Source organism: Streptomyces krungchingensis, from assembly GCF_054729265.1.
In genome coordinates, this window is record NZ_JBPUKY010000001.1 from 1,852,902 (window position 1) to 1,865,607 (window position 12,706).

The 12,706-nt window shown below is 73.2% G+C and carries 12 protein-coding genes; 4 read left to right on the forward strand and 8 right to left on the reverse strand.

The genetic code is table 11. The features are described from left to right. Positions 1-9: 9 nt before the first annotated feature. Both ACSYGO_RS08435 and ACSYGO_RS08440 read right to left on the reverse strand, forming a co-directional pair. Complete coding sequence (locus tag ACSYGO_RS08435; protein WP_426679254.1) at positions 10-1,251, reverse strand: ROK family protein; 1,242 nt, start codon at positions 1,249-1,251, stop codon at positions 10-12. Positions 1,252-1,264: 13 nt separating this feature from the next. Then, positions 1,265-1,975 carry an alpha-ketoglutarate-dependent dioxygenase AlkB family protein gene (locus ACSYGO_RS08440; protein ID WP_460386389.1) on the reverse strand — a complete coding sequence of 237 codons (711 nt, stop codon included), beginning with the start codon at positions 1,973-1,975 and terminating at the stop codon, positions 1,265-1,267. 65 nt (positions 1,976-2,040) lie between these two features. Between ACSYGO_RS08440 and ACSYGO_RS08445 the strand changes: the two genes are divergently transcribed. Then, on the forward strand, positions 2,041-3,183 hold the full coding sequence (locus ACSYGO_RS08445; protein WP_460386390.1) for a methyltransferase: 1,143 nt from the start codon (positions 2,041-2,043) through the stop codon (positions 3,181-3,183). Here ACSYGO_RS08445 and ACSYGO_RS08450 read toward each other — a convergent pair. Then, positions 3,173-3,946: a helix-turn-helix domain-containing protein gene (locus tag ACSYGO_RS08450; RefSeq protein WP_432173866.1), complete on the reverse strand. Its 774-nt coding sequence runs from the start codon at positions 3,944-3,946 to the stop codon at positions 3,173-3,175. The genes ACSYGO_RS08445 and ACSYGO_RS08450 overlap by 11 nt on opposite strands. Before the next feature lie 71 nt (positions 3,947-4,017). Here ACSYGO_RS08450 and ACSYGO_RS08455 point away from each other — a divergent pair, with 71 nt between their 5' ends. Both ACSYGO_RS08455 and ACSYGO_RS08460 read left to right on the forward strand, forming a co-directional pair. Next, complete coding sequence (locus tag ACSYGO_RS08455) at positions 4,018-4,851, forward strand: phytanoyl-CoA dioxygenase family protein (RefSeq protein WP_432173865.1); 834 nt, start codon at positions 4,018-4,020, stop codon at positions 4,849-4,851. Beyond that, positions 4,848-5,147 carry a hypothetical protein gene (locus ACSYGO_RS08460; protein ID WP_426679259.1) on the forward strand — a complete coding sequence of 100 codons (300 nt, stop codon included), beginning with the start codon at positions 4,848-4,850 and terminating at the stop codon, positions 5,145-5,147. The genes ACSYGO_RS08455 and ACSYGO_RS08460 overlap by 4 nt, the downstream gene beginning before the upstream one ends. Before the next feature lie 2 nt (positions 5,148-5,149). Here ACSYGO_RS08460 and ACSYGO_RS08465 read toward each other — a convergent pair whose 3' ends face one another. Next, positions 5,150-6,001, reverse strand: a complete 852-nt coding sequence (locus ACSYGO_RS08465; RefSeq protein ID WP_435222480.1) for a class II fructose-bisphosphate aldolase — start codon at positions 5,999-6,001, stop codon at positions 5,150-5,152. Between the two features lie 33 nt (positions 6,002-6,034). Beyond that, positions 6,035-6,925 (reverse strand): SIS domain-containing protein, encoded by an 891-nt coding sequence (locus ACSYGO_RS08470; RefSeq protein WP_460389689.1) that lies wholly within the window; start codon positions 6,923-6,925, stop codon positions 6,035-6,037. Positions 6,926-7,048: 123 nt separating this feature from the next. Here ACSYGO_RS08470 and ACSYGO_RS08475 point away from each other — a divergent pair, with 123 nt between their 5' ends. Further along, positions 7,049-7,828 carry a DeoR/GlpR family DNA-binding transcription regulator gene (locus ACSYGO_RS08475; protein WP_432173863.1) on the forward strand — a complete coding sequence of 260 codons (780 nt, stop codon included), beginning with the start codon at positions 7,049-7,051 and terminating at the stop codon, positions 7,826-7,828. 82 nt (positions 7,829-7,910) lie between these two features. Here ACSYGO_RS08475 and ACSYGO_RS08480 read toward each other — a convergent pair whose 3' ends face one another. From ACSYGO_RS08480 to ACSYGO_RS08490, 3 genes are all read right to left on the reverse strand, one after another. Beyond that, positions 7,911-8,690, reverse strand: a complete 780-nt coding sequence (locus ACSYGO_RS08480; RefSeq protein ID WP_432173862.1) for an alpha/beta fold hydrolase — start codon at positions 8,688-8,690, stop codon at positions 7,911-7,913. Between the two features lie 64 nt (positions 8,691-8,754). Continuing rightward, the gene (locus tag ACSYGO_RS08485; protein WP_426679263.1) at positions 8,755-9,891 is read right to left on the reverse strand and encodes an alpha/beta hydrolase; all 1,137 of its coding nucleotides are present in this window, start codon (positions 9,889-9,891) and stop codon (positions 8,755-8,757) included. Next, positions 9,888-12,704, reverse strand: a complete 2,817-nt coding sequence (locus tag ACSYGO_RS08490) for a thioester reductase domain-containing protein (RefSeq protein WP_460386391.1) — start codon at positions 12,702-12,704, stop codon at positions 9,888-9,890. Before ACSYGO_RS08490 ends, ACSYGO_RS08485 begins: the two co-directional genes overlap by 4 nt. Positions 12,705-12,706 lie beyond the last annotated feature (2 nt).

The following is a 12,706-nucleotide window of genomic DNA, read 5'->3' on the forward strand; positions in this document are numbered from 1 at the left end:
GCAGGAAGGCTAGACCCCGGCCAGCGCGGCGGGCGGGTCGTCGAGCACCGGCTGCCAGGCCAACTCGGCCGCGCCCACCAGGCTGTTGTGGTCGAGGGTGCAGGCGAGGATGGGTACGCCACCGCTCTGGCCCCACAGACTGCGGTCGGCGACGACGGCGCGCAGCCGGTCCGGGTCGGCGTCGAGCAGGGTCCGGTGCAGTCCGCCGAGGATGATGCGGTCCGGGTTCAGGATGTTGACGAGACCGGCGAGTCCGAGACCCAGCCGGTCGATCAGCGCCTCGACGGCCGTACGGACACCGGGATCGGCGGGCTCGTCGCGGATCAGGTCGTTGGCCTGCTGGAGCAGTGACACCTCGGGGCCGGGTTCGCGGCCCGCCGCCGTGAGGAAGGCCAGCGGGTCCGCCTCGACATCCAGGCAGCCGCGGCTGCCGCAGTAGCAGGGGCGGCCCTCGGGGTTCACGGTGAGGTGGCCCACCTCCAGGGCGAGGCCCGAACTGCCGGTGTGCAGCCGCCCGTCGAGCACCAGGGCGCCGCCGACACCGCGGTGGCCGGTGGCCACACACAGCAGGTCGCGGGAGCCTCGGCCCGCGCCGTGCCGGTGCTCGGCGAGGGCGGCGAGGTTCACGTCGTTGGCGGCGAACGCGGGCCCCTGGATGCCCGCGGCGCGCACCCGTTCCGCGAAGATCCGGCGCACCGGGGAGCCGGCGGGCCAGGCGAGGTGCAGGGGGTTGAGGGCGAGCCCGTCGGGTTCGGCGACGGCGGACGGCACGGCGAGTCCGGCGCCCACACAGCGCCGCCCCGTCGCGCGCAGCAGCTCCGCGCCCGCCTCGACGACCGAGCCGAGGACCTTCGCCGGGTCGGCGTCGACGGTCTCGCAGCCGGGCGCGGTCGCCACGATCCGGCCGCCCAGGCCGACGAGCGCGGCGCGGAAGCCGTCGGCGTGCACCTGCGCCGCCAGCGCGACGGGTCCGTCCTCGGCGACCTCCAGCCGGTGCGAGGGCCGGCCCTGCGAACCCGCGGCCGCACCGGGGCGCGCGTCGACCCGGATCAGCCCCAGTGCCTCCAGCTCCGCGGCGACCGCACCCGCGGTCGCCCGGGTGACGCCCAGCTCGGCGGTGAGCACGGCTCGCGTCGGCGCACGCCCGGTGTGCACGAGCTCCAGCGCCGGGCCGAGCGCCCCGCGCCCCCGGTCCAGCCGCGTCCGCGTGTTCCCTTCCCCCGTCGCCCGGGGGCCCGCCTTGCCGTTCATGAGGGCGAGTCTGTCATGATCCGCTCGTTCGGTCGCCCGTGCGGTCGCCGGGCGGCCGCATGCGCTCCGGTGTCCGGAAACCGCTGACCCTGAGAGTGACGTTGAGGCGTCCGGTCAGCCCCAACTCGGGCGGCGCGGTGCCCGCGTGCACCCGTGGCACTCCGTGGAACGCGAGCCGCGACGCCCCGCCGAACACGAAGAGGTCGCCGCTGCGCAGGTCCACGTCCCGGTACGGGCGGGCCCTGGACGAGGTGTTCCCGAAGCGGAAGACGCAGGTGTCGCCGAGGCTCAGGGACACCACGGGGTCGTCCGACGTCTCGTCGCTGTCGCGGTGCATGCCCATGCGGGCGTCGGCGTCGTAGAAGTTGATCAGAGCGATGTCGTACGGCGCTGTCGTGGCGGCTTCGGGCCCCAGGGCCGCGTGGACGGCGTCACGGCCGAGGGCGGCCAGCCACCGCGGGAGGGGCTTGACCGGGGATCCGTCACCGTCGACCACCGTGCGGGCGTACCCGTACGGATACCAGTGCCAGCCGAGGCAGACCTGCCGGGCGGTCATGGCGCCGCCGCCGGGTGTCTGGACGGTGCGCAGCCCTGCCGGTGGGCGGGCCCATGCGCGACAGGCCTCCAGGAGCTGCCGCTGGCGGTCCGCGTCGAGCCAGTCCGGGACGTGCACCGCGCCCGGCGCGATCTCCGTACGGGCGCGCGGAAACAGCTCACTGTCCATGGACCCCATCATCACGCACCCGGCGGACGGGTACTGAGCCGCGACTCCGTTAGCCTTGACGCACCATGAACGACCGTATGACCACTCCGTGGGGCGAGTACGCGCTGGCCCGCTTCCCCGAGGACCCCCGCGACCGGCTGCGTGCCTGGGACGCCGCCGACACGTATCTGCTGCGGCATCTCGCCGAGAGCGGTACCCCGCTGACGGGGTCGGTCGTGGTCGTCGGCGACCGGTGGGGCGCGCTCACGACGGCGCTGTCGGCGCACCGGCCGACGCAGATCACCGACTCGTTCCTCGGGCAGGAGGCGACGCGGGCGAATCTGGCGCGTGCCGGTGCCGCGGAGTCCGGTGTACGGCTCCTCACCACGCAGGACGCCCCTCCCGGCAGGATCGATGTCCTGCTGGTCCGGGTGCCGAAGAGCCTCGCCCTCCTGGAGGACCAGCTGCACCGGCTGGCACCCGGCGTGCACGAGGGCACGGTCGTCGTGGGCACCGGGATGGTCAAGGAGATCCACACCTCGACGCTGCACCTGTTCGAGCGGATCATCGGTCCGACCCGCACGTCGCTCGCGGAGAAGAAGGCCCGGCTGATCTTCTGCACCCCGTACCCGGGCATCGCACGGGAAGCCAACCCGTGGCCGTACAGCTACCGGCTCCCCGACGGCGTCGGGCCGGTCTCGGGCCGCACCGTCGTCAATCACGCGGGTGTCTTCTGCGCCGACCGGCTCGACATCGGCACCCGGTTCTTCCTCCAGCACCTGCCGCGCAGCCGCGGCGCCGAGCGGGTCGCGGACCTGGGCTGCGGAAACGGCGTGCTCGGCACGGCGGTCGCGCTGGCCAACCCCGAGGCCGAGGTGCTGTTCGTGGACGAGTCGTACCAGGCGGTGGCGTCGGCGGAGGCGACCTACCGGGCGAACGCCGACGGGAGGGCTCAGTTCCGGGTGGGTGACGGTCTGGCGGACGTCCCCGCCGGGAGCGTCGACCTCGTCCTGAACAACCCGCCGTTCCACTCGCACATGGCGACGACGGACACCACCGCGTGGCGGATGTTCACCGGGGCCCGGCGGGCGCTGCGACCGGGCGGTGAGCTGTGGGTGATCGGCAACCGCCACCTCGGCTACCACCTGAAGCTGCGCCGGCTGTTCGGCAACAGTGAACTCGTGGCCGGTGACGCGAAGTTCGTGATCCTCAGGGCCGTCAGGAAGTAGTCCCGCGCAGCGCGCGCGGGGAGGCGCCCAGTTCGCGGCGGCACGCCTTGTTGAAGGCCTGCAGGTCGGGGATGCCGACGGAGGCGGCCACGGCCGGGATGGACAGGGTCGAGGCGCGCAGCAGGTGATGGGCGCGTTCCAGCCTGCGGCGTCGGATGTACGCCACGACCGTGGTGCCCGTCTCGGCGCGGAAGAGCCGGGTGAGGTGGTTGTGGGACACCCCGGCGGCCCGGGCGATCCGGGGGATGGTGAGCGGGGCGGCGAGGTGGGCCTCGATGTGGGCGATCGCCGTGCCGACCGCGGGGTGCGGGCCTGCTTCGGCGGCGGCGCGCGGGGTGAGGTCGGCGATGCGCCACAGCGCGGTCCAGATCTCGGCCCGGGTGCGCTCGGGCGTGCCGGGGGCCGCCGCGATCGCGTGCCGCATCAGCTGGGAGAGCGCGGGCAGTTCGGCCCCGGTGTCCTGCACGACGGGGAGCGTTCGCGCAGGGCCGCGGGGTGCGATGCGCAGATGGGCGTAGAGGTGTTCGGAGCGGCCCTGGTAGCGGTAGCGGACGGTGGCGCCGGGCGGTACGAGGCTCACCCGGCCGGGGCGGACGAGGTGTGCGGTGCCGTCGACGGTCAGTTCGGCGTCGTACTGGTACAGGTGCAGTTGCCACAGCTCGGGCAGCCGGAAGACGTCCGTGGGGCTCGCGACCCCGTGCACGCCGACACCCGCGTTGACGACGGCGGGCGGCTCCCCGAGGTGCAGCTGCGTCTCCCGCATGGTGAGAAATTACCAGTAGTGGTGAGTGGGGCCAACGCGCCGAGGACGCGGGCGGACCTACGTTGGCGCTCATGACCACCACGTGGGAGCAATCGACAGGCAGCACCCTTCTCAGTTCGGTCGCGATGGCGCACTTCGTGGCCCACGGCTCCTTGCGACTGGACGCCGTGGTGCCCGCCGAGATGAACGCCGAAGGGATGGAGGTGCTGCGCGGGGGACTTCCCGACGTGCCGTACGGCACACCCGTCGCGGACGCCTACCCGGAGGGGTCGTTCGTCCGCCGTCTCCTGGAACTACCGGTCGTCGCCGGTGCGTTGCGGAGTCTTGTCGGCCCGGGCCCGTCCGTCGACCATCATGCCGTGCACATCCGCGAGCCGCGCGAGGGGCAGGCGCAGCCGCTGCACGGTGACGCGATCATCGACGTGCGCACCGACGCGTTCGACGTCCAGTTGATGTACTACCCGCAGGACGTCACGCTCGACATGGGCGGCACTCTCAGCGTCCCGGGCAGTCATCTGCGCCGCACGAACGAGTCGGACACCGGGCGCTACCAGAATCTGCGCGGGCAGAGCCGGCTCGTCTGCCCGGCGGGCACCGTGGTGTTTCTGCACCATGGGCTGTGGCACGGCGGGCGGCGCAACGACAGCGACACGGCGCGCTACATGTTCAAGATCCGTTTCAATCCGGCGGTACGCCAGCGGCGGCTGTGGGACACCTCGGACCTCGCGGACCCCCGGGTCGCCGCGGAACTCGCCACGACGTTCCCCTGGTACGAGCCGGCGACCGGCCGGCTGGAGGTCTACAACCGCGTCCTGCTGTGGCGTTCGCTGACCGGGGACGACTCCTACGACCTGGACCACTGGGTGACCAGGGTCTCCAACCGCCCTCAGGAGGAAGCCGTATGAGTGTCCGTCAGCAGGTTCTGGTGCTGTACCTCGCCACCTCGGCGCTCGATGCCGAGGTGGTGGGCTGGTCGTCCTACGACGGGACGGGCCGTACCTCGCCCACGACCGGGGACGGCGACGAACCGCCCTACAAGTCGGGCGTGCACGCCCTGGAGGACGGCTGGCGGCTGTTCCAGGCGGCGCAGCTGCTTCCGCCGCATCCAGGGCACGAGTACGACGTGTCGTTCCTCAAGCACGAGTTCTTCTTCGAGAAGCTCGTCGAGGCCGGCGCCGTTCCGGGCGGCGGCCCCGTGTGACGTCAGGCCCGTAGGACGCCGATGAGCCGTGCGACCGTCCGGGCCATCGCCTCCCGCCCCACGCTGAGGTATTTGCGTGAGTCCACGGCCTCGGGGTGGGCGGCGAGGAACTCGCGGACGGCGCCGGTCATCGCGAGGTTCAGGGCGGTGCCGACGTTGACCTTGGTGATGCCGCCCGCGACGGCCGCGCGGAGCTCGTCGTCCGGCACCCCGGAGGAGCCGTGCAGGACGAGCGGCACACCGAGCGTCGCGGCAAGCCGCTTGAGCAGTTCGTGGTCGAGGGCCGCGGTACGGGTGGTCATGGCGTGCGAACTGCCGATCGCGACGGCCAGTGCGTCCACGCCGGAATCGGCCACGAAGGCACGGGCCTCGGCGGGATCGGTTCGGGCGCCCGGTGCGTGCGCGTCCAGCGCCGGTTCGCCGTTCTTGCCGCCGACCTCGCCCAGCTCCGCCTCGATCCACAGGCCTCGGGCGTGGGCCCAGTCGGCGGCCGCCCGGGTCGCGGTGAGGTTCTCGTCATAGGGCAGGCGCGCGGCGTCGTACATCACGGAGCTGAATCCGGCGCCGGGTGCCTGCCGCAGCAGGTCGTCGCTCTGGACGTGGTCGAGGTGCAACGCGACGGGTACCGAGGCCCGTTCGGCCGCCGCCGAGGCGGCCCGGGCCAGTGGGAGCAGCCTTCCGTAGCGGAACTTGACCGCGTTCTCGCTGACCTGGAGGACGACGGGCGAGCCGGCGGACTCGGCGCCCGCGATGACGGCTTCGACGTGCTCCAGGGTGATGACGTTGAACGCGGCGACGGCGGTCCGTGCCGTGGCGGCCTCGGCGACCAGTTCACCGGTTGCGGCGAGTGGCACAACTCCTCCTTTGCTGGCGGCGGTCGGGCCGGTTCAGTGACTCGCCGGGCTGAGGATCACGGAGCGGGTGAGGTGGCGCGGCCGGTCGGGGTCGAGGCCGCGGGCGGAGGCGACGGCGACGGCGAGCCGCTGCGCGCGGACGAGTTCGGCGAGCGGATCGAGGCCTCCGTCCACCCACAGGCCGCCGGTCTCGCGCACCTGGTCGGCGAGCCCGTCCGGGGCGTCGCCGAGCATCCAGGTGGCGGTGCCGCGGGTGGTGATGCTGATGGGGCCGTGCCGGTACTCCATCGCGGGATAGGCCTCGGTCCACGCGAGGGAGGCCTCGCGCATCTTGAGGCCGGCCTCGTTGGCGAGGCCGACGGTCCAGCCGCGGCCGAGGAAGGTGAACTGCGTGCAGTCGACGAGCCCCGCGGGCAGCGGGGTCCGAAGGGCGGTGCGCGCGTCGGCGACGACGGCGTCGGTGTGCAGGCCGAGGTGGGCCCGCAGCAGGGTGAGCGCGGTGGTCGCGAACCGGGTCTGGACGACGGAGCGTTCGTCGGCGAAGTCGAGGACGACGACGTCGTCCGCCGACTCCATCACGGGCGTGCGCGGGTCGGCGGTGATGGCGGTGGTGCGGGTGCTCCCGCGCAGCCGCGCGAGGAGTTCGAGCACCTCGGTGGTGGTCCCCGACCGGGTGAGGGCGACGACTCGGTCGTACGCGCGGGCGCCGGGGAACTCCGAGGCGGCGAAGGCGTCGGTCTCGCCCTGGCCGGACTGTTCGCGCAGCGCGGCCGCGGCCTGGGCCATGAAGAAGGAGGTGCCGCATCCCACGATCGCGACGCGCTCCCCCGCCGCCGGCAGTGCCGCCCCGTGTGCGGTGGCCTGTTCCGCGGCGCGTATCCAGCACTCGGGCTGGCTGGTCAGCTCCTGCTCGACATGGGTCATGTCGTACCCCTCCCACTGGTGCTTGTTCATGCAAGATATAGCGATGTTTCGAGCACAATCAAGCATTCATGGTGGGAGTGGGGTGCGCTAGGGTCACGGAGGAACGAGGAACGGAGAGTGCGGATGTCGCGCGACGCCCGCTGGAAGGCGCTGCTGGAACTGCTCGTGGAGCGGGGCCGGTTGGATGTCGAGGAGGCCGCGGCCCAGCTGGAGGTGTCGGCCGCGACGATCCGGCGCGACTTCGACCAGCTCGCCGAGCAGCAGATGCTGGTGCGCACCCGGGGCGGCGCGGTGGTGCACGGCGTCTCGTACGAACTGCCGCTGCGCTACAAGACCGCCCGCCACGCCTCCGAGAAGCAGCGCATCGCCACGGCTGTGGCCGGACTCGTCTCCCCCGGTGAGGCGGTGGGCCTGACCGGTGGGACCACGACCACCGAGGTGGCCCGCGCCCTGGCCGTGCGCCCGGATCTCGCCTCGGGGTCCCCCGCGCTGACCGTCGTCACCAACGCCCTGAACATCGCCAACGAACTGGCCGTGCGCCCCCAGTTCAAGATCGTGGTCACCGGCGGGGTCGCCCGTCCGCAGTCGTACGAGCTCATCGGCCCCCTCGCGGACGGCGTGCTGGGCCAGATCACCCTCGACGTGGCCGTCCTCGGCGTGGTCGCCTTCGACGCCACGCACGGCGCCGCCGCCCATGACGAGGCGGAGGCCGCCATCAACCGCCTCCTGTGCGAGCGCGCCGAGCGGGTGATCGTCGCCGCCGACTCCAGCAAGCTCGGCCAGCGGGCGTTCGCGCGGATCTGCACGGCGGACTCCGTGGACACGCTGGTCACCGACTCGGCCGTACGTCAGGAGACGGTGCGGCTCTTCGAGGAGGCCGGGGTGGCGGTCGTCGCCGTGTGACGGTGCCCGCCCGCCGGGCGGACACCGTCACCCTTCGCTCAGCGGGACTCGGCCGCCACGGGACCCGCGGCGGCCCGCGGTGTCACCCCCGGCCGGTCACGAAACCGTCGACCGCCGCCGTGAGCTCCTCCGGCTTCTCGACCGGCAGTTCGTGGCCCGCGTCCACGATCCGCACCACCGCGTCCGGGTAGGCCTTCGCCATCCGCAGCATCTGCGACACCGGCAGCTGGATGTCGTGGTAGCCGTGCACCATCAGGGTCGGGGTGCGGATCTCACCGACCCGGTCGAGGACGTCGAAGGCCCGCATGGCGCCGTAGAGCGTCATGACCACCTCGCGCGGGGTGTCGCCGGAGGCCCGGACGTACTCCCGGATCTCCTCGCGCGGATGGCCCGGTGCGAACGCGCGCTGGATGTTGGCCGCGATGAACAGCTTGAAGGGGGCGAGGGTGGACGCCGCCATGAGCAGTCCCCTCCCCCGGCTGTACGTCATCCGGCTGATCGAGTTCACCAGCACCATGCGCTCCACCCGCTCGGGGTGGGACAGGGCGATGGTCTGCGAGATCATCCCGCCCATGGAGTGACCGATCAGCACGAACCGCTCGACCTTCAGATGGTCGAGGAGCGCGAGGACGTCCTTCGCCAGCTCCGCGATCGTCCGCACCCCCGCCCCGCTGCTCTCCCCGTGCCCGCGCAGGTCGAGGCGGATCACCCGCCTGCTCTCGGAGAAGTGCGCCACCTGGTGGTCCCAGCGGTGCCGGTTCGCCGTCCAGCCGTGGACGAAGACCAGGGGCACGCCGTCGCCGTCGCGCGGGCCCTCGTCGTCGTACGTCAGGGCTGCGCCGTCGACTTCGAGCTGCGGCATGGGGCTCCTCCTGGAGTGAGGTCCGGTTACTGGCGAGTACGGTAGCTGTCGGCCCAGCCCGACGTCACCGGCGTTCACCGAGGAAATCGAGGATGTGACCGAACACGTCGAGGGCGGCGCCCCGGCCGAGGAACGTGTCCAGGTGGCCGTAGCCGGGGATCTCGGTGTAGGACACGTCCAGTTGGGGCTGCCGCCGGGCGAGGACGTCGCGACAGAGCTCCTGGGAGTCCAGCCACAGGCCGTTCTCGCTGCCCGCGAGGAGCAGGACGGGGGTGTCGATGCGGGCCGCCGCGTCCAGCGCGTTCGCCGGCAGGGCCCGGTAGCGGTGGTCGGTGTCGTGCCAGCGGACCACGGTGCGGGCCAGTTCGATCCGGCGCAGATGCGGCAGGATCCACAGCGGGGCGGGGCCCAGCAGCTCGGCGAGCCGGTGGTGGGTGGTCTCGGAGAGGTGCTCGTGCACGAAGAGCGAGGCGCCGGTGCCCCAGGCGGAGTTGTGCAGGATCTGGCAGGTGGGGTCCGGGCAGCTCGCCTTCCGGCCGGCCAGCGCGAACAGCGGCGTGTACTTCGATCTCAGGCCGACCGTGCGGAAGTCGACCGGGATGTGGTCGATCCGGCCCTTCAGCAGCTCCCCGGCCACGGACATGCGCAGCGAGGTGCGCCCCGCGAGTTTCGGCGTCAGGAACACGCCCTGCGACACCACGCCCGCGAGTCCCGGCACGAGCCCCGCCGTCATGCTCAGCGACAGCGCGAGGGAGCCGATGCAGTGGGCGACCACGAACAGCGGCCGGTCCCCGATGCGCTGCCTGATGTACGCGACGGCCTCGGGGATGTCGTACAGGGCCACATCGTCGTACGTGTACCTCCGGCCGGTCTCGTTGTACGGGAGCCGGCGGCTGCCCCGCCAGTCGAGCAGCCAGGGCTCGTAGCCGTCGTCGAGCAGGACGTCGACCAGATTGCGGGTCTCGGGCAGCAGGAACATGTCGGCGGACGCGGTGTGTCCGTGCAGCAGCAGTACCGCGGGGCCCTCGCCCGGCCCTTCGCCGACGCGGGTCAGCCCGAGCCTGACGCCGTCGCCCGCATGGAACGGGATCTCCTCGACGGCCGCCGGATCGAGGCGGTGGCGCAGGGGGCGCGGGACCGTGGCGGTCCTCGCCCCGCGCCGGGCGGTCCGGGCCGGTGAGCCGGTCGTCCTGAAGATCATCGCTTGTGCTCCGTGAGGGTGGGGGTGCGGCGCAGGTCGAGGAGGTCCGCGGCGGCGCGGGCGAAGGGGCCGAGCAGTCCGCGGCCCACTTCCGCGCCGAACCAGGCGAGCCAGGTGAGTTTGGCGGCGCGCTTCTCCGGGCCGGTCAGGCGTGGGTCGACCTTGATGCCGTCGATCTGGTCGCGCACGTATCGGTCGGCGGGTACGACCATCTCGCCGGCCAGAGTGGCCGGTTCGCCCTCGCGGCCGATCTCGACGGTCAGCGTGCGGGCCTGCCGCCAGACGTCGCGGCGGGCCCGCGCGTACTTGTGGCCCTCCAGCCACCAGCTCCCGCCGTCCGCGTCCCGCAACGACAGCCTGTAGCGCAGGAGTTGATGACGCATCCCGTGCTCCTGCGGAATGCCCTCCTCTGGGCGTACCCAGAGGTCGCCGAGCTCGACCGTGAGCGGCTCGGGGTGCAGGGCAACGCAGGTCAACGTGCCGGCGACGTCCACCCGGCGCTCCTTCGCGAGCTGGTACATGCTCGCGATGGACAGGGTGAGCGCCATGGAGCAGGGCACCTCGGACGGAGCACCGAGCGGACCGACGCTTCCTTCGGTCGTCTCGGCGAACCAGAGGTACGGCTGGTCCTCCTTGCCGGGCAGCCGGGCGAGACCGTCCTCGGCGAGCCGCTCGAACGTGCTGAGCTGGGCCCGCGCGTCGTAGCGAGCCGCCCTCGGCAGTCCGAGCGACTCGACGAGCGCCGCCGTCCGGTCGTCGGTGGCCGCCGGTCCGGTGAGGGTCGCCTCGCACAGCTTGAGGGCGGTGGGGCTGCGCAACACCCGTCCGAGAAAGGCGAGTTCGGGCACCGGGTCGGCCTCCAGTCGGGCCAGGGCGTCGGCGCGCCACTCGTCCCAGCCCTGCACACGCACCGGCATGCCGCCGAGGGCCATGTCGCGTACGACGTCGTCCAGGGTGTTGGGCACACCGGTCAGGTTGTAGTCGTAGCCCCAGGCATCGGGGTCGCACACGGCGGCGACCGCGACGCGGCTGACCCAGTCGACCGGGGCCGCGTTCAGGTGCCGGAAGGCGGGCACGGTGCGGAAGCGGCCGAAGGCGGAGGTGAGGCCGCTGCTGAGGTCCTGGGGGTTGTGGGCACCGGTCCTGGTGTGACCGCCGATGCCGCCCGGGCGCAGGGCGGTGACCACGAGGCCGTGGTCGCGGGCCCGGCGGAGCGCGACCTCGGCCGCCCACTTGCTCTGGTCGTAGCCGGAGACGAGGCGGTCGATGCGGGCGAGGGGATCGTCCTCGCCCATCGAGGCGATGCCGACCTCGTTGAAGACGGCGATCGAGGAGATGTGGTGCAGCGGTTTGGGCCGTCCGGTCGCGGCGAGTTCCGCGAGGGTCAGGGCGCCGAGGACGTTGCTGCGCCGCAGCGACTGGTAGCCGCGCAGGAAGTCGACGGCAGCCGCCACACCGACGACGCTGTCCAGCTCATGGGTGAGGGTGTCCCACAGCTCGTCGGACAGGCCGAGCCGCGGGCTCCGGATGTCGCCGGGCAGCACGGTCACCCGCCGGCGCACCTCCGACGACCAGGGCAGGCGGTAGCTCCTGAGCTGCTCGCCGAGCCGTGCGGTGGCCGCCTCCTCGTCCGCGGCGCGCACCAGGCAGTGGACGTGGGCGTCGGTGTGCCGCAACAGGTCCAGCAGCATGTGGCCGCCGAGGAAGCCGGTGGCGCCGGTCAGCAGGACCCGGCGGGGCGGCAGCGGTTCGGGGGCGCCGGTCCAGGGGAGCCGGTCAGCGAGAGCGAGGTCGGCGAGGATCTGGTCCAGATCCTCCGCGCGTGCCGTCGCGAACGCTGCGGCGCGGCCGTCGGGTTCGGAGGCGGCGGCTGCCGTGAGCGGCGCGGTGCGCGGGGACGGGACGGGGAGCGGACGTGCGGGGGGCGCGGGGCGCGGGTCGGCGGGGGCCGCAGGGCGGGTGGTCACGGCGACTGCCCGGCCGTCGGGGGGCGTCACGGGGCCGGTGGACGCGCCGACCGCCCGATCGTCCACCGGAGCGGACGGCGCGGCAGGACTCGGCTCGGCCACCGGGGCTTCCGGTGTGACCGGGATCGCGAGGGCGGTTCCGGACCCGGTGGCCGAGAGCCAGCGTCGTGCCAGGCTGAGCGGCCGGGCGTCGGCGAACACGTCGTCCAGACCGACCTCTGTCCCGAGCATCCGCTCCAGCTCCGCGACGAGTTCCACGGCGCCCACGGAACTGCCCCCGGCGTCGAAGAAGTCGGCGTCGAGCGGCAGATGCCCGTCGGGCACGTACGGGGCCGCGGCGGCGGCGATGGCGCTGGCCAGCGCGTCCACGTCCCACAGCGCGTCGGCGCCGCCTGCGCGGAGCGGCGCCGGGCCGGGTGCCCCGCCGGTGCCGGGCGACTCCGTATCGGTACGGCCGGAGGCTGCGTCGCTGCTCCAGTGCGAGGCTGTGCCGGTGCTGCCCCCGGAGGCCGCACCGGTTCCGCTGTCGGAGGCCGTGCCGGGTGAACTCCCCTCCTTCCGGGCGCCGGAAGCCGTACCGCTGCCGGGCGCGCCGGCACCCGCGCCGGAGCCGGAGTCCGCCCCCACCCTCGCTCCGGCGGTGTCGCCGCGGCGTTCGGGGGCGGGTACGCCCACGGCCACCGTGGCTTCGGCCGGAGCGTGCGGGCCGGTCCCCGGCGGTGTGGTGGCCGACCGGACCCTGGCCAGCAGGGCGTCCACGTCGAGCGCTCCGCGGCCCCGCTCGATCGACTCGGCGGTCGCGCGCTGCCCGGTCTGCGCCGGGGCGTCGTCGTTCACGTCAGGCATGA